Genomic DNA, 16,697 nt, shown 5'->3' with positions numbered 1-16,697 from the left:
ATACATCAAACACTCCTTCATAAGTGTCTGCCCTTTTCTAAAATAGGAGTTGTCATAATTGAATACTAAACATAATTTTGATGTACACCCATCGCATAATCATACGTACTCTTTTGAGCCACAAAGTTTTCCATCCGATCGTATTCAACTTTTAAATGAAGAAGATTTACGGGCATACAAAAAATTGAATCAAACAATAGCTGACTACGATAAAGATGCAACAATACCTGACGTATTTTATCAGGCTGCACAACAGTTTGCTGAACGAATTGCATTATCATATGAGGGTGGCAAATTGACATACCGTCAGCTAAATGAACAATCCAACCAAGTCGCTCATATGTTAGTTGCAAACGGTCTTCAAAAAGGAAATCATGTGGCAATTTTTATGGAGCGTAGTAAAGAAACTGTCATTAGCTTACTCGGTGTCCTAAAAGCAGGTGGAGTGTATGTTCCTATAGATCCAAGCTATCCAAAAGAACGTTGTCAATATCTATTAAACGATACAGGTGCTCCATATATCTTAACGAAAAGCGAATATAGAGCTTTATTGAACGATTTCATACATAGTGATTCTCAAAAACATACCGTGTTAACTGTAAGCCAATCAGAGAACGGCTATTCACAGGAAAATATTCATTGTGAATTACATCCATCTGATTTAGCTTATATCATTTATACATCTGGCTCAACAGGCAAACCAAAAGGTGTTTTGCTTAAGCATGGAGCTGTTATTAATTTAATTACAGATAATCAAAGAATCTACCATTCAACGGAAGATGATGTTTTTTCTCAATTTATCTCTTATAGTTTTGACCCTTCTGTCACAGAAACTTTTACTGCTTTCTTTTCAGGAGCAAGACTTCATATGCTAACAAGTGTAGAGCGTCTATCGATTGAAGCTTTTGCTGAAATGATTAGTCGTGAGCAAGTAACAACTGCCACTATACCAAATGCTTTCTTTACACAACTAGCGACACATTTACCTAAAGAATACCGAACAAAGCTAACTACTCTAAATTATTTATCTGTTGGTGGGGAAGCCCTACTGCCTGCTATTGTTCAAAAATGGCAGGAAAAATTCGGGCTATCTACAGAGATTATTAATGTGTATGGGCCAACTGAATGTACAGTACTGTCTTCCTATTTTAAAGTAAAGAGTCAGATAACAGACATGCAATCTAGCATCCCTATTGGTAGACCTGTCGCTAATTATGAGATGTATGTTGTAAATGCAGAGGAACAGCTTTGCCCTGTTCATGTAACAGGAGAGTTATGTATTGCAGGTGTTGGTTTAGCAGCAGGTTATTTACATCAGCCTGAGAAAACGGCTGAGGTCTTTGTTCCACATCTATTGAAACCAAACAAAAAAATGTATCGAACAGGTGATTTAGTTCGCCTATTGCCTAGCGGTAATATCGAATTTGTCGGACGTAAGGATTCACAAATCAAAGTAAGGGGCTTCCGTATTGAGCTTGGAGAAATTGAAACCGTATTAAGTAACCATCCAAGCATTCAAGAAGTCGTCATTATTGCAAAGAAAATGTCTGATGGTAATAATCATTTATTTGCCTACTATACGGTAGCAAGTGGTATGCAGCTTGACGAAGATATGTTAAGAGATTACTTAGCGAATCTTTTACCTGATTACATGGTGCCTGAGCGTTTTATGGAATTACCTGAAATGCCTCTATCTCCTACAGGAAAAATTGATCGAAAACAATTAGCCTCACTGGAAGTAACCTTATCAAGAAGCACTACATATATTGCACCAGAAAATGATACACAGCGTATGCTAGCTGCCGCATGGGAGTATGTGCTAGGTATCGAACCAATAGGTATTCACGATAATTTCTTCCACATTGGGGGACATTCTTTAAAAGTATTGGAAATTCTTGTACAAGTGAAAAAGCATATACCATTCTTAAAAATCCAGGACTTTTTCCAGTATCAAACAATTGCGGAGCTCGATCAATATATTCTTAGCTATCAGCCTGAAGCTGTTGATGTTCAGGAAAATGCAGCTCCAATTATTTTCAAGGATCTTATGGAACCAAGCCCGTTAGAAGTCTCACAAACTGCGAAACCATTGCCAATGACTTCCGTATTATTAACAGGGGCCACAGGTTATTTAGGTAGCCATGTATTATACGAGCTGTTAACTACAACTGCTGCACATATTTATTGTCTTATTCGACCAAGTGCTCATGTAACAATTGAAGAAAAGCTAATAGACAGTATGCAATTTTATTTTGGCAGTGCTTTTGCTGATCAGATAAAAGGCCGTATTACTGTTATCCAAGGCGACTTAGGAAAGCAACGCCTTCAATTATCTGATGCCGATGAACAAAAGATAATGGAAGAAATCACTACCATCATTCACTGTGGTGCAGATGTACGTCATTTCGGTGCGACTGACCACTTTAATAATGTGAATGTTAACGGTACTCGCTATTTGCTGGAAATAGCCAAAAAGAAACCAGGTGTACATTTCCATTACGTATCAACAATTGGTATTCCAGAGGAGTTAGCTGCCATTCAATGGGGACCAAATGAAGAAAAAGGGAATTTTAATTACGACGTGAAATTGGATAATGTTTATACACAAAGTAAGCTAGAGGCAGAAAATCTTGTTCGAAATGCGGTTCAAGATGCAATTCCTGTTTCCATCTATCGTGTAGGTAATTTAAGCTGTCATTCTGAAACGGGAAAATTCCAACGTAATATCGATGATAACGCCTTTTACCGTATGATTAAATCAATGCTTTATTTAGGTAAGACACCTACGGCACAATGGCATGTTGACTTTACCCCAATTAATTATGCAAGTCAGGCCCTCGTTTCTCTGGCAGCACAATCAGCGGTGAATGGTCATGTCTTCCACTTATGTAACCCTGTGTCGATTACTTATTTAGAATTAATCGACACTATTAAGGAACTCGGTTATGACTTAACAATTGTGTCTACTCAGGAATATACAAATTGGTTATTAAATGGTGAGCATTCGAAAGATGTACAGGAATTTTTATCATTAGCTATTGCACAGCTTGAAGGTGATGGAGCAAGTGACTCACCGTTTATCTTCAATTGCAAAAAAACTCTAGAATTTTTAGCTAATACGAAAATTGAATGTGCAGTACCAAATACAGCTTTTATTCAAAGAATGCTTCAATACGGCATTGATACAGGCTACTTCCCTGAACCACAACAAGTCAACATAAGATGATTCAACAGGATATACAACTATTTGCCACGCCTCTAGGGCCTCAGTTAACACCATCAGAATGGGATACTTTCAGCAAAGTACTCCCTTCTGATGTAAAAAAAAGCTTAATCAATACAAGCATTGGCAGGACCGTCAAAGAGCATTACTAGGTAAGACTCTCATCAGATGGGCTCTTCTTCCATATTTAGATGATGCCTTATTACACACGGCACAGGATGAACATGGTCGCCCTTATATTGCAGGCCATCCCCATTGGCAAGGTGATTTTAATCTTTCTCATTCTGGTGATTGGATTGTGTTAGCCGTAACACCTAGTGGGCGAGTAGGCATCGACGTTGAAGAAATAAAGCCTGTGAGTAAAGAGCTCATGCACTATGCACTTTCCAAGGCAGAGCAACAATTAGTCTCTCATCAGTCTCACCATGTTTTTTATGAGCTTTGGACTTTAAAAGAAGCATTCTTTAAAACAGGCCTATTGCCGAGTCGTTCACCCCATTTGCTGGATACGGTTGATATTAAAAGAACAAGAAAAGACCTTTCAACACAGTTATTTTATCTCGATCCACTACACCCTGTATCTATATGCTGGAACAACGTATCCTCCACTATAAAAACCACAAAGTTAAATAGAGAGCAGCTTCTACAGAGATAACAAAAAAGCTATCCCATCATGTCCTTTATTCGACTCTCAGGGATAGCTCTTTCAATATTATTTAAATAAGTCAGGATACATTTCCTTAGCTAAGGCTTCCATTCCATCAATTGTGTTATAGCCATAACCGAACATATAATTATAATCTACAATGTACATTTGTTTATTTTTAATAGCCTTCATGCTTGAAAGTTTAGGATTAGCATAAATTTCTTCACATACTTTTGTTAAATCAGAGCCATCCCAGTTAGGAAGAATTAATACATCTGGATCTGCTGCTATTAGTGTTTCGACACTTACATCACCTGTTTCATCTTTAAAAATATTCTCTAGCTTAACCATTTTGAATGCATCATTAAAGAATGTTTCATCGTGTGCTGGAAAGACAAAAAGCTCTTTTGGATCATTTGTATGCAAATAAGCAAATGTTTTCTCTTCTTTAATGCTTTCTAATTTTGAAGAAATATTTTGTTGTCTCCCTTTTAGTTCTTTAATAAAGCTATCCGCCTTATCTTGCACATTAAAAATTTCACCAATATTTTTGATATCATTGTAAATAGAATCATATGTACCACCTGTTACCGACGACTCTAAAACAAATGTTTTAATGCCCATTTCATTAAGTGAATCTACTGTACCTACTCCCCATTCAGCATTATCAAATAAGCCTCCGCGGCCAAATACTAAATCAGGGTCTGTTCCTAATGTAACCTCTTTGCCAACATATTCATCGCTTAAAATAGTCAGTTTAGCGTATTCCCCTTCCACAGATTTATCTACTGCACCAAAGTTTGCTCCAACACCAACAATTTTATCGCCCAATCCTAAATGTAATAATAATTCTGCAGCTGGACGTGTATTTGCCATAATTCTTTCAGGTGCTTTATCGAATACTTGATCTTTCTTTTCCCATGTTGATCCACCCTCTGTTTTTGAAAAGTTTTCAACTGTCAGCGGATAATGATCTCTAGCCTGTGTTTCCTCAGCTATATTTTTGGATGTGTTACCGCAAGCTGTTAATGTTAATAGCGCCGCTAGTCCGATTCCTATTAGTAGTTTTTTCTTCATCTTGCTCCTCCTATAGTCCATAAGCAAAACCTAATCCATTCGTCACTGGATTCGTAAACGTTTTACACTTTATATGATATAAAGCTTCTATTGTTTCTGGTGTTAAAACATCCTCTGGTACGCCATGTGCATAAACTTCGCCATCTTTAACTGCATAAAGATAATCACAGTAATGTGCTGCCATCTCTAAATCATGGAGCGCCGCTAATACACCAATGTTTAAACTTTTCACGCAGGATAGTATTTCAATTTGATAGCGAATATCTAAATGGTTTGTCGGTTCATCTAAAATCATAAATTGAGGCTGCTGAGCAATTGTTCTGGCTAAAATAACACGTTGTTTTTCACCTCCAGATAATGAAAGAAAACTACGTCCCTTATATGCTTGTAAATTCGTGCGTGTTAATGCCTCTTCCACAATGTCAAAATCCTTTTGATTATCTGACTCTAGCATTTTTTTATGAGGTGTTCTGCCTAACATCACCATTTGCTGTACCGTTAAATCAAAGTGCATTTCATTGAATTGCCCAACAACACCCAAGTGCTGTGATATCTTTTTTTCGGGACTTTTCAAAACATCTAAATCATCTAAAAAGACCATTCCTTTTTGTGGCACAAGGCTTTTATAAATACTTTTTAATAAAGTTGACTTTCCACATCCATTTGGTCCGATTAAACCCACAAATTGCTGCTTATTCACGTGAATCGATATGTTTTTTACAATTTCCTTTTTGCCAATCTTTACTTCTATTTCTTTTGCTACTAATTCCATTGCTCTACCCTCCGAAGTTGTAACCTTTTTTTACAATCATATAGATAAATAATGGTGACCCAATGACAGAAGTAATGATGCCAATCGGTAATTCAACATTTTGGATTAATGTACGAGACAGAATATCTGCCCAAATCATGAAAAGGCCTCCTAAGAGTAATGTCCCTAACATTAATCGTTTATGATCTGCTCCGAAAATACCTCTCGTAATATGGGGAATAATTAAGCCGACGAAGCCAATCATACCTGCATAAGCGACCATTGTTCCTGTAATTAAAGAAGTTAGAATCATATATAATTTACGATAAACACTTAAATTGATACCTAATGTAATAGCTGATTCATCCCCAAGTAGCATCGTATTAAGCACTCGATGCTGGAACAAAAATAAGGTAGCCCCGAGTACAATCACAATGGTTAAAATCGGTGTTTTGTCCCAACTGGCAGAAGCTAAACTCCCCATCGACCAAAATGTAACTGTTTTAATGCCCTCAGCATTATTCGCAAAAAAGATGATAAGACTCGAAAATGAACTACATAAGGCACCGATGACAACACCTGATAAAACGAGTTTTACAGATGTGGCTTTACCCCCTATGCTAGATAAGATAAGCACAGCCATAGAAGTTATCATCGCCCCAGCAAACGCACCAAAGGCCACACCAAACTGCGCTAACAATGCACTACTACCAAATCCAACCAAAATGGCAAAAGTTGCTCCCAGCGAAGCGCCTGAAGAAATACCAAGTATGTATGGATCAGCCAGAGGATTTTGCACAACTGCCTGCATAACAGTCCCACATAATGCAAGTCCAATCCCAATCAATAAGGCAAAAATTACTCGTGGCATTCTGACTTGTAAAATAATATTCAAGTAGGATTCACTATCCACATTGTCAAGCGAGCCTAGCCTTCCATTGGTTATAGCATGAAGCAAAATATCCATTGATTGCTTAAAAGGAATACTAACCTGTCCTATTGATACAGAATAAACTGCAGAGACTATAATGGAGCCGATTAAAAGTAAAATAATAACATAATAAATAGTACCCATCCCTATTCTGTTAGCTTCCTGTTTATCCAAAATTTCACCTCTACCTATAAAATTAATCATCACTGATAACGATTATCATTATCAATATGTATTGTAAGTGATAATCTATTGAAAAACAACAGGAAAATTATTTTATTAGATTTTGCTTTAAAAGTACAAAAACCAGCTCTCAATTTTTATACTGAGAACTGGTTTTTTATATTTTAGTTAATCAAGTCGCTCTATGAGATAGATTACATCAATACTTTCATTTCTGGTGCTATTTCCGTTGTTAAGAATAGCGCATATACAGATATTACGCTTTGTAGAGCTAGGCAAATAGCTTTTGCAAATCTATCAAGCTTTTAAGCCTATTATTCTTTCCATAATTATTTACTACTTACAAATTCAATTTCATTGTCAAACAATTGAATATAATGGTCTGTAGGTAAACCTATATTAATAATGTTCCTTATAGTCAAAAAGTTAAATAAAATGTAAAATATATCTATAATTATTAACAATTATAATATAATCACAATTTAAAGGATGGGTTATATTTATGAGAATTAAACATAATAGTCCGGCACTGATTACTAACAACAAACTTAAAATTAATAAAGACAAAGCTACCAAAAGTTTAGAAAAATTATCATCAGGCTACAAAATTAACCGTGCTGGTGATGATGCTGCTGGTTTAGCAATTTCGGAAAAAATGAGAGGTCAAATCCGTGGGCTCGATATGGCAGCAAAGAATATACAAGATGGTATTTCGGTAGTTCAAACAGCGGATGGTGGACTTCAAGAAATAACAGAAATTATACAAAGACAAAGGGAACTAATAGTTCAAGGTACTAACGAGACAAATACAGATAAGGATAAACAAATAATTGAAAATGAAATAAACCAACTTACTGAAGAACTTAATAGAATCGCCAATCAAACCGAATTTAATACAATTAATTTATTGGCACGAACTGATTATCAAGTATTAGCAGACCGTTCTGGACAAACAGTCAATGTAACTACAACAGGTCCATTTCCTTACAAAGTTATCAATAACGAGACTTATACTTACTTTCTGCCAAAAGGTACTACTGAAATACCTATATCAGTTCAATCTAATACGATTACTACAATTGATGATCACACTAATAATGATACTAGCATGTCGATTATTACACTTCCAGATGGAAGTCAAGGATTTAATGATTATGAAAAAAATGAACATATTCATACAAAAACAACTACGATATATGATAAAACTACTGGTAGGACACTTTTTCATGACCCTAGATTTACAGAGCTTGATATCACCAAGAATAGCAAGATAGACAGTGTATCTTTCGGAACAAATCTAACTCCTACTGGAATACTAAATGGAGAGTATCCAGATTTCGGGATGATTGATGACCGTACTATTTACATCGAAATTAATGGCGTTCAGCAAACACTAAAGGATTTTACCTTAATAAGTTCTAGTATTAATGGAAACTCAATTTCTGCAGTTTATAGTAAGGATGGTATTGAAGTTGAAAAGCTTATATCAACAGATGGCGTATCTTTTAAAGCAGAATTTAAAGTTAAAAATAATTCGGGGAATAATGATTCACAAATAAATGTTAGTACAAATTACTCCTCTAAATTCCAGTCATTTTATTCCATTTATTCAAATTCAGGAGTTCCAATTGGACAAACAGCTTCAAATACTGAAATACCTGACTCAGGAACGGTTTTTGAATTATCAAATGGTTTAGTTGATTATAATTTTTCATTTCTAAGCGGCGGAAGTTATGTAAAACCTAATTCATTAACAACAGGAGATACATTGTTAACATCGTTAAATCCCATAATACCTTCTTGGGGAAGTAATGATTTTGATAACGGGGATACTCTAGAATTTGGCATCGAGTTAAATAGCTTTAATTTTAAAAAGGACGTATATTTACTTACAGATAAAGAAACGAGTACAATTGATTCTGTCGTTAAAACAGTTACAACTACTATTAAGGATATTGACTATATACCTCGAAAACTAGTCATACAAATGGGAGCTAATGAAAATCAGCATAGCTCTATTCCATTATTTAATGTAAGGCCTGACGAATTGGGGATAAATAACATAGGACTTCTTCCACCAAATACTCCTGATGACTCCCTATCTAAATTAGACAAAGGTTTAGAAAAAGTCACGAATTACAGATCTACATATGGTGCGATACAAAATCGACTAGAGAATGCCTATAATTTTGTAGTTAATACATCTGAGAATTTTCAAGCTGCTGAATCCCGTGTCCGTGACACTGATATGGCGAAAGAAATGATGAATTTTACAAAAGATAATATACTAATACAAGCTGCTCAAATAATGTTAGCACAATCAAATAAACAACCTGAAGTCGTTTTACAATTACTTCAATAAAGAGAAGGCTAGTACTTAGCAGCTTTTTTTATTTATAAAGTTCCAATAAAAGATGAATTTTCTTGTTAATAGCTTCTTTTAATGAGGAAGAAGCTATTGCTTGTAGTTTTAAATGTTCACTTCCTTTATATTCTTAAACCATCTGTCTACAATAAAGTCATCGTTCACAAACTTTAAAAACGTAAAAAAAAACCACCTCTCATCAAATGTCCAGAAATGATGAGAAGTGGTATTTATTTTGCATATTAATTGTGAGTAATACTATTCATAAAAAGAAGTGTTGAAATGTGTATTTTAAGACTATCTATTGCTCGTAATTGTCTACTTTCAAAAGTCGTATAAACCCTTATCACTAAAGGATTACATCATTCCAGGCATACCGCCCATACCGCTCATATCTGGCATCGCTGGTGCTGCTTCAGGGATATCAGCAACAACTGCTTCTGTTGTTAAGAATAATGCTGCAACAGATGCTGCGTTTTGTAGCGCTGAGCGAGTTACTTTCGCTGGGTCTACTACGCCTGCCTCTACCATGTTTACCCATTCGCCAGTAGCTGCATTGAAACCAATGCCCACTTCTTCACGTTTTAGGCGATCCACGATGATAGAGCCCTCTAGACCAGCGTTATTAGCAATTTGGCGAACTGGTTCTTCTAAAGCACGTAGAACAATTTTCACACCTGTAGCTACATCGCCTTCTACAGCTTCAGCTGCTTTTTCCACAGCACCATAGACGTTAAGAAGAGCTGTACCACCACCTGATACGATACCTTCTTCAACAGCAGCACGAGTAGAGTTAAGCGCATCTTCAATACGAAGTTTACGTTCTTTTAGCTCTGTTTCAGTTGCAGCACCAACTTTAATGACTGCTACACCACCTGCTAATTTTGCAAGACGTTCTTGTAATTTTTCTTTATCGAATTCTGAAGTTGTTTCAGCAAGTTGTGAACGGATTTGAGTAATACGTGCTTCAATTGCGTCTGCACCGCCTACACCTTCAACAATTGTTGTGTTATCTTTTGTCACAACAACTTTTGCTGCACGACCAAGTGAAGAAATATCAGCTGATTTTAGGTCTAAGCCTAATTCTTCTGTAATCACTTGCCCACCAGTTAAGATAGCGATATCTTCTAGCATTGCTTTACGACGATCACCGAAGCCAGGTGCTTTTACTGCTACAGCATTAAATGTACCACGAAGCTTGTTCACTACAAGTGTTGCAAGAGCTTCACCTTCAACATCTTCAGCAATAATTAACAGTGGACGACCTTGTTGTACCACTTGTTCTAATAATGGTAATACTTCTTGGATGTTTGTGATTTTTTTATCAGTAATTAAAATGTATGGGTTATCAAGAACCGCTTCCATTTTATCTGTGTCTGTTACCATATAGTGTGAAGCATAGCCACGGTCAAATTGCATACCTTCTACTACATCTAATTCTGTTGTGAAGCCTTTAGACTCCTCGATTGTAATAACACCATCGTTACCAACTCGCTCCATTGCTTCAGCAATAAGTTGTCCAACTTCATCATCAGCAGCCGAAATAGCAGCGACTTGTGCAATTTCTTCTTTATTGCTTACAGGACGAGAAATCGCGTGTAATTCTGTAAGTGCAGCAGCAACTGCTTTATCAATACCTTTACGGATACCTACAGGATTTGCACCAGCTGTTACATTTTTCAAGCCTTCACGAATAATTGCTTGTGCTAATACTGTTGCTGTAGTTGTACCATCACCCGCAATTTCGTTTGTTTTAGAAGCAACTTCTGCTACTAATTTTGCTCCCATGTTTTCATATGGGTTTTCTAGCTCGATTTCTTTTGCAATTGTAACACCATCATTTGTAATTAGTGGTGAACCGAATTTTTTTTCTAATACAACATTACGTCCTTTTGGTCCTAATGTTACTTTCACTGCATTCGCTAATTTATCTACACCTTGTAACATTAATGAACGAGCGTCTTCTGAGAATTTAATATCTTTTGCCATGTGAATTTACCCTCCTGAAATGGAATATTCGTTAAGCTTCTTCAATATATTTATATCAATTTCACCTTATTGTCACTTATGTTAAGAAACAATAGGCAATCACCTTACTTAAGGTGCTTTACATGTTCTTATTCAATAATTGCAAGGATATCGCTTTCGCGTAAAATTAGGTATTCATTACCTTCAAATTTAACTTCTGTACCAGAGTACTTAGAGAAAATAATGTGGTCGTCAACTTTAACGTCAAGCTCTACACGTTGTCCGTTCTCTAATACACGACCTGTCCCAACTGCTACTACTTTACCCTCTTGTGGTTTTTCTTTTGCAGAGTCAGGTAGTACAATACCGAATGCAGATTTTTCTTCTACCTCGATTAGTTCAATTACAATACGATCTCCTAGTGGTCTTAACAAGTGAAACAACCTCCTAATAATAAATAATTGTTTAAATTTATTAGCACTCTATCTCAATGAGTGCTAACACAATTATTATGATAATCAATCGCTCTTTTTTTTGCAAGTCAGAACTTCGAAAAATTTTGTTTTCTTTCCATATTCCTCTACAATAGAAAGGAAGCATATAAATGGAAAGGATTTTGATTGTGACTAATTCTCAAAAAATAACGAAACATAAAAAAACAGCGCTGTATGTTTTGCTGATTTATATTCTTATGCAGATTTCAAGCAGATGGCTGCTCTTACCGTTCCATAAGCTCGTTATGAAGATAACTGGTCTAGCTTCTGAACAAGCGGCCCCCATTACGCAAGGCTGGTATATTGCCCTTAGTTTTGCTGTTGCACTCATTTTGAGCTTAATCCTTACATCTCGTGATAAAGCCTTTTGGAACATTTATCAAGGAAAAAAGGAAACGATACCTCTCACGATTGTTTGGGGGATCATCGGCTTCTTCCTGGTGTTCTTTGGTCAAATGATTGGTGCCGCCATTGAAATGGCTGTTTTTGGTATCGAAGGAGGCTCCCAAAATACCGCAGATATCGTTGCTATAGCAAAAGGAGCTCCTATTGCTATATTAGCAATTGTAGTATTTGGGCCCATATTAGAAGAGTTTGTTTTCCGAAGAGTTATATTCGGTTCGCTTGTCCAAACAACAAATTTCTGGGTGGCCGCAATCGTAAGTGCTATATTCTTTGCGATTATCCATTTCGACTTCTCTCATATCTTGCTTTATACTATTTGTGGTTTAATCTTTGCCTTTTTGTATCACAAAACAAAACGTATTTGGACTTCTATTATTGCACACGTCATGCTCAATGGTTTTGTAACACTTGTACAATTCTATGCAGAACCATTGCAAAAGTTTCTTCAAGAACTAGAAAAAATGCAATAATTTTTTGTAAAGCTATGTAAATTTATTGAAAAAAGGAATTGTAACAAAAAAAAGCTCGATGCCTTTATTTTGGCATCGAGCTTTATTTATTACTGTTGATTGAATTCTTCTATTTGTCTTCTTTGCTGTTCAAGTGCCTCTTCAATCTGACGCTTTTGCTCAGCTTCCTGCTCTTCTTTTAATCGGATCTCCTCAGATTTAAGGTATTTTTTATAACCAATCCGAGAAATCATAATACTAATTTCATACAAAATAAACAAAGGTACCGAAACCATTAAATGTGACGCCAGCTCAGGCGGTGCAATGATAGCAGCACAGACGAATAAAGCAAAGTATGAATATTTACGGATACGTATTAACAAGTCAGGATTTAAAAGCCCAATTCGAGAAAAGAATAATACAACAATTGGTAACTGGAAAAGGAAACCAAACGGTATTGTGAGCTTAAACAAAAATGTAAAATACTCATGTATACCAATGGTTTGCTGTATGTCTAAATCATTTGATAAATTCATCATGAATTTTATGACATACGGGAATAGCAAAAAGTATGAAAAGGATAACCCTGCGATAAACAATAAAAATGAATACGGTATATAGCTTAAGGTTGCTCTTCGTTCTACCTCCCTTAGTCCAGGGCTAATAAACGACCATAATTGATACATTAACACAGGCGATGAAAGAATAAATGCTATTAAAAATACAATTTGGATATAAATTGCAAGCGGTGTTACTACGTCAAATGCATGGAGCTCTATATTATATTTTGCTCCAGTAGCTTGAAGGTATTTTACAAGCGGCTTTGCGACGAAAAAACCGCCAGCCATAGCTAGAACAAAGAAAACGGCAACAATGAACAGCCGTTTTCTTAATTCTTCTATATGCTCAATAACAGTTAGATCTTTTGGATTCATTCCTCAAACATCCTAACTTACTTATCTAGTTCTTTCTTTTTCTTATCATCATCATCTTCGTCTGCTAAACCTTTAGTAGCATTTTTGAATTCACGTAGTGTTGAACCAAATGCCTTACCAAGCTCTGGTAACTTTTTAGGACCAAAAATTAGTAACGCGACAACTCCGATAATAATGAGGCTCATAGGACCAATACCACCCATTACAGCCACCTCCTCTTTATATCCATCATTTTAACGCATAATTCGCCATTTTGCTAACTAATTATATGTGAAAGTTTTTCGTCACTCTCACAGTTTTTACCGCCTTTTATTTACAATTTCTATTTGACAGAAACGGTGAACTACACTTAAAAAATATGTATAATTTTCACTCTTCCTGATTACGAATTAAATAAATAAGCGCTTGCAATTCTACCGATAAATCAATAGTTAAGAGTTGCATTCTATCAGGTACTGTTAACCGCTCTGGTGTAAAGTTCAAAATGCCCTTTGCATCCATTGCCGCTAAGCGATCTGCCATTTTTTGTGCAGAGCGTGGCGAAACGGTTAAAATGGCAAGCTCTGCGCCATACTCCGCATATTTCTCCTCCAATAAATCTGGATGAAAAACAGGAATATTGCTAATCATTTTGCCATCCTTAGGCGCTTTTGAATCAAAAGCTACGACAATATGGGTATTATGGTTTTTTTGAAAATTATATTTTAATAATGCACTGCCCAAATTCCCCACGCCAATTAACGCTACTTTTGTTGTTTCATGCTGATCAAGCGTCTGGCTAAAAAATTGTAATAGATGCTGCACATCGTAGCCATAGCCTTTCTTCCCTAGAGCACCAAAGTAAGAAAAATCACGGCGAATGGTTGCAGAATCTATTTTCATCGCTTCACTCAGTTCCTTTGACGATATACGTTCCATACCTTCTTGTGCAAAGTTTTGAATAAATCGATAGTACAGAGGAAGTCTTTTTGTAGTGGCTTGTGGAATTTTTAATTCTTGTTTCAAACTTTTTCCTCCTTACAATGTACCTCAGTCCATTTTACTTTATATAACTAATAATTTTAATACATTCATCCTGAACTATATACTAAATTTTTGCTTACCCTCTAGTATTTCTCTTTAGTTAACGGCGCTTTTACGCAGCTAACTAAAAAGAAATCGTTTCAATCTTACATGACTGCTAGGAATAAGTAAAGCACCGACATTGCACGTAGATCGTTCATCCATTAAACTAAGGTAGAATTGAGGTGTCAAGAATGATTGTTTTACAGGTCAATCAACTAACAAAATCCTTTCTTGCAGATGAAATTTTAAGTGGCGTTAAATTAGAAGTTCAACACCGTGATCGCGTTGCCTTAGTAGGGCGAAATGGTGCAGGTAAATCGACATTATTAAAAATAATCGCTGGTCAAATGTCCTATGATTCAGGCGATATCATTATTCCAAAGGATATTCAGATTGGTTATTTAGAGCAGCATGCTGGATTAAATTCTACACTAACTATTTGGGATGAAATGATGACAATTTTCGAATCACTTTTAGCCCAAGAGCAAACACTACGCTCGCTCGAACAGCGAATGGCTGATCCTGCAGTATACGAAAATCCAACTGTCTATGCGAAAGTTATGTCTGAATACGATCAATTACAACATAATTTTAAGGATGCTGGTGGTTATCAATATGAGTCAGACATTCGCTCAGTACTTCATGGAATGCAGTTCTATCCAGAAGACTATGATAAACCAATTAGCTCACTATCCGGCGGACAGCGCACACGTTTAGCACTTGCTAAGCTCTTGCTTAGTAAACCTGATCTGTTAATTCTCGATGAGCCTACAAACCATTTAGATATCGAAACATTATCATGGTTGGAATCCTACTTAAAGAGCTATGAAGGCGCTATTTTAATTGTTTCCCATGACCGCTATTTCTTAGACCAAGTTGTTTCTATTGTCTATGAAGTATCCCGCCATCGTGTCACTAAATACACAGGTAATTATAGTGCTTATTTAGATGAAAAGGCTAAAAACTACGAACGAGATGTTAAGCTCTATGAACGTCAGCAAGACGAAAAGGCCAAGCTAGAGGATTTTATTCAAAAGAATATTGCTCGTGCCTCCACAACAAAAATGGCACAGAGTCGACGTAAAATGCTTGAACGAACTGAGTGGATGGATTCACCAGACGGTGATGAAAAATCTGCTAGTTTCGGTTTTACTATTGAAAGACAAAGTGGTAATGATGTTTTATCAGTTGATGATTTAATAATCGGCTATAATCTTCCTATTTCTAATGGCATCAACCTCCGAACTTTTCGCGAAGACCGGATAGCGCTTGTAGGTCCTAACGGGGTTGGTAAATCGACATTATTAAAAACAATTGTGAAAGACTTACCACCTATTTCAGGCGATATTCGCTATGGTACAAATGTACAAATTGGTTATTATGATCAAGAGCAAGCCAAGCTCTCAAGCAATAAAAGTGTCTTGAAAGAGCTATGGGATGAATGGCCGCTCATGAATGAAAAAGATGTTCGCACCGTATTGGGGCGTTTCCTTTTTAGTGGAGAAGATGTAGACAAAGTCGTATCCTCTTTATCTGGTGGAGAAAAAGCACGACTTGCTCTCGCTAAATTAATGTTGCAAAAGGCAAATTTTTTAATCTTGGATGAGCCTACAAACCACCTAGACTTAGATAGTAAAGAAGTGCTGGAAAATGCGTTAATCGATTATCCTGGCACGCTTCTATTTGTCTCACATGACCGCTACTTCATTAATCGGATTGCGACAAAAGTTGTTGAATTATCTGGAACTGGGTCATTTGAATATTTAGGTGACTATGATTATTATGTGGAGAAAAAACAGGAACTATTGGAGCTAGCTCAAATGAAGGCAGCTTCTCAACCACAAGTACAGCAAGACCTTCCTGATAAAACTTCCACCTCTAAAATTGATAAAGAAGCAAAAAAACGTGAACGTCAAATTAAACGTTCTATCGAAGATTTAGAAGGTAAAATGCAAGAAACAACAGCTATTGTTGAAAATCTAGAGGAAGCCCTTTGCAACCCTGCTATATTCACTGACCATGAAAAAATTTCACAGCTACAAAATGAATTAGCCACTGCTAAAGAACAGCATGAGCTATTGGAATTAGAATGGCTTGAGTTGAATGAGGAATTAGAAAATATTAATATGTAATTTGATTTAAGCCATATGACTTCACATATGGCTTTTTTCTTTACTCCTCTTTATTTTTCATATATATTGGTCA

Annotated in this window: 13 protein-coding genes and 1 pseudogene; 6 read left to right on the top strand and 8 right to left on the bottom strand. The window is 36.1% G+C overall.

The window, feature by feature from the left end:
* The first annotated feature begins 58 nt into the window (after positions 1-58).
* The 3 genes and pseudogenes from SJW71_RS03250 (at position 59) to SJW71_RS03240 (ending at position 3,878) form a co-directional block, all read left to right on the top strand.
* Entirely contained in the window at positions 59-3,226 is a 3,168-nt protein-coding gene (locus SJW71_RS03250; protein WP_431811742.1) for an amino acid adenylation domain-containing protein, read from the top strand.
* 154 nt (positions 3,227-3,380) lie between these two features.
* Positions 3,381-3,479: pseudogene (locus SJW71_RS03245) on the top strand (4'-phosphopantetheinyl transferase family protein); the annotation flags it as partial.
* 42 nt (positions 3,480-3,521) lie between these two features.
* On the top strand, positions 3,522-3,878 hold the full coding sequence (locus tag SJW71_RS03240) for a 4'-phosphopantetheinyl transferase family protein (protein WP_431811741.1): 357 nt from the start codon (positions 3,522-3,524) through the stop codon (positions 3,876-3,878).
* A gap of 57 nt (positions 3,879-3,935) precedes the next feature.
* Here the strand turns inward: SJW71_RS03240 and SJW71_RS03235 are convergent, their stop codons facing one another.
* The 3 genes from SJW71_RS03235 to SJW71_RS03225 are packed head-to-tail and all read right to left on the bottom strand — an operon-like array spanning position 3,936 to position 6,772.
* The gene (locus SJW71_RS03235; protein ID WP_431811740.1) at positions 3,936-4,946 is read right to left on the bottom strand and encodes an ABC transporter substrate-binding protein; all 1,011 of its coding nucleotides are present in this window, start codon (positions 4,944-4,946) and stop codon (positions 3,936-3,938) included.
* A gap of 10 nt (positions 4,947-4,956) precedes the next feature.
* Entirely contained in the window at positions 4,957-5,718 is a 762-nt protein-coding gene (locus tag SJW71_RS03230; protein WP_312507132.1) for an ABC transporter ATP-binding protein, read from the bottom strand.
* A 4-nt stretch (positions 5,719-5,722) separates the two neighbouring features.
* Entirely contained in the window at positions 5,723-6,772 is a 1,050-nt protein-coding gene (locus SJW71_RS03225; protein ID WP_396631771.1) for a FecCD family ABC transporter permease, read from the bottom strand.
* 541 nt (positions 6,773-7,313) lie between these two features.
* On the opposite strand from SJW71_RS03225, the gene SJW71_RS03220 reads away from it, so the two are divergent.
* Positions 7,314-9,173 carry a flagellin gene (locus SJW71_RS03220; RefSeq protein ID WP_431811739.1) on the top strand — a complete coding sequence of 620 codons (1,860 nt, stop codon included), beginning with the start codon at positions 7,314-7,316 and terminating at the stop codon, positions 9,171-9,173.
* A 360-nt stretch (positions 9,174-9,533) separates the two neighbouring features.
* On the opposite strand, the gene groL is transcribed toward SJW71_RS03220, so the two are convergent.
* Entirely contained in the window at positions 9,534-11,165 is a 1,632-nt protein-coding gene (gene groL, locus SJW71_RS03215; RefSeq protein ID WP_322606721.1) for a chaperonin GroEL, read from the bottom strand.
* Positions 11,166-11,293: 128 nt separating this feature from the next.
* Entirely contained in the window at positions 11,294-11,578 is a 285-nt protein-coding gene (gene groES, locus SJW71_RS03210) for a co-chaperone GroES (RefSeq protein WP_054612084.1), read from the bottom strand.
* A gap of 170 nt (positions 11,579-11,748) precedes the next feature.
* On the opposite strand from groES, the gene SJW71_RS03205 reads away from it, so the two are divergent.
* Complete coding sequence (locus tag SJW71_RS03205) at positions 11,749-12,513, top strand: CPBP family intramembrane glutamic endopeptidase (protein WP_312507129.1); 765 nt, start codon at positions 11,749-11,751, stop codon at positions 12,511-12,513.
* A gap of 89 nt (positions 12,514-12,602) precedes the next feature.
* Here SJW71_RS03205 and tatC read toward each other — a convergent pair whose 3' ends face one another.
* The 3 genes from tatC to SJW71_RS03190 all read right to left on the bottom strand — a co-directional run bounded on the left by tatC (position 12,603) and on the right by SJW71_RS03190 (position 14,432).
* Positions 12,603-13,427 (bottom strand): twin-arginine translocase subunit TatC, encoded by an 825-nt coding sequence (gene tatC, locus SJW71_RS03200; RefSeq protein ID WP_274794665.1) that lies wholly within the window; start codon positions 13,425-13,427, stop codon positions 12,603-12,605.
* 17 nt (positions 13,428-13,444) lie between these two features.
* A complete protein-coding gene (locus SJW71_RS03195; protein ID WP_008176991.1) occupies positions 13,445-13,630 on the bottom strand; it encodes a twin-arginine translocase TatA/TatE family subunit in 186 nt (61 codons plus the stop codon).
* Positions 13,631-13,796: 166 nt separating this feature from the next.
* Positions 13,797-14,432 (bottom strand): redox-sensing transcriptional repressor Rex, encoded by a 636-nt coding sequence (locus SJW71_RS03190; protein ID WP_274794666.1) that lies wholly within the window; start codon positions 14,430-14,432, stop codon positions 13,797-13,799.
* A 251-nt stretch (positions 14,433-14,683) separates the two neighbouring features.
* On the opposite strand from SJW71_RS03190, the gene SJW71_RS03185 reads away from it, so the two are divergent.
* On the top strand, positions 14,684-16,624 hold the full coding sequence (locus tag SJW71_RS03185) for an ATP-binding cassette domain-containing protein (RefSeq protein ID WP_431811738.1): 1,941 nt from the start codon (positions 14,684-14,686) through the stop codon (positions 16,622-16,624).
* Positions 16,625-16,697 lie beyond the last annotated feature (73 nt).

The organism is Lysinibacillus sp. FW12, assembly GCF_050817245.1.
Lineage (GTDB): Bacteria > Bacillota > Bacilli > Bacillales_A > Planococcaceae > Lysinibacillus > Lysinibacillus irui.
Note: the sequence above shows the minus strand (reverse complement) of the source record. Positions and strands in the feature narration are given on the sequence as shown.

Excerpts from the sequence above, each read along its gene's own strand:
- tatC (WP_274794665.1), bottom strand. The coding sequence starts at position 13,427 with ATGAATCCAAAAGATCTAACTGTTATTGAGCATATAGAAGAATTAAGA.
- SJW71_RS03205 (WP_312507129.1), top strand. The coding sequence starts at position 11,749 with ATGGAAAGGATTTTGATTGTGACTAATTCTCAAAAAATAACGAAACAT.
- SJW71_RS03235 (WP_431811740.1), bottom strand. The coding sequence starts at position 4,946 with ATGAAGAAAAAACTACTAATAGGAATCGGACTAGCGGCGCTATTAACA.
- SJW71_RS03185 (WP_431811738.1), top strand. The coding sequence starts at position 14,684 with ATGATTGTTTTACAGGTCAATCAACTAACAAAATCCTTTCTTGCAGAT.
- SJW71_RS03220 (WP_431811739.1), top strand. The coding sequence starts at position 7,314 with ATGAGAATTAAACATAATAGTCCGGCACTGATTACTAACAACAAACTT.
- groL (WP_322606721.1), bottom strand. The coding sequence starts at position 11,165 with ATGGCAAAAGATATTAAATTCTCAGAAGACGCTCGTTCATTAATGTTA.
- SJW71_RS03195 (WP_008176991.1), bottom strand. The coding sequence starts at position 13,630 with ATGGGTGGTATTGGTCCTATGAGCCTCATTATTATCGGAGTTGTCGCG.
- SJW71_RS03230 (WP_312507132.1), bottom strand. The coding sequence starts at position 5,718 with ATGGAATTAGTAGCAAAAGAAATAGAAGTAAAGATTGGCAAAAAGGAA.
- SJW71_RS03225 (WP_396631771.1), bottom strand. The coding sequence starts at position 6,772 with ATGGGTACTATTTATTATGTTATTATTTTACTTTTAATCGGCTCCATT.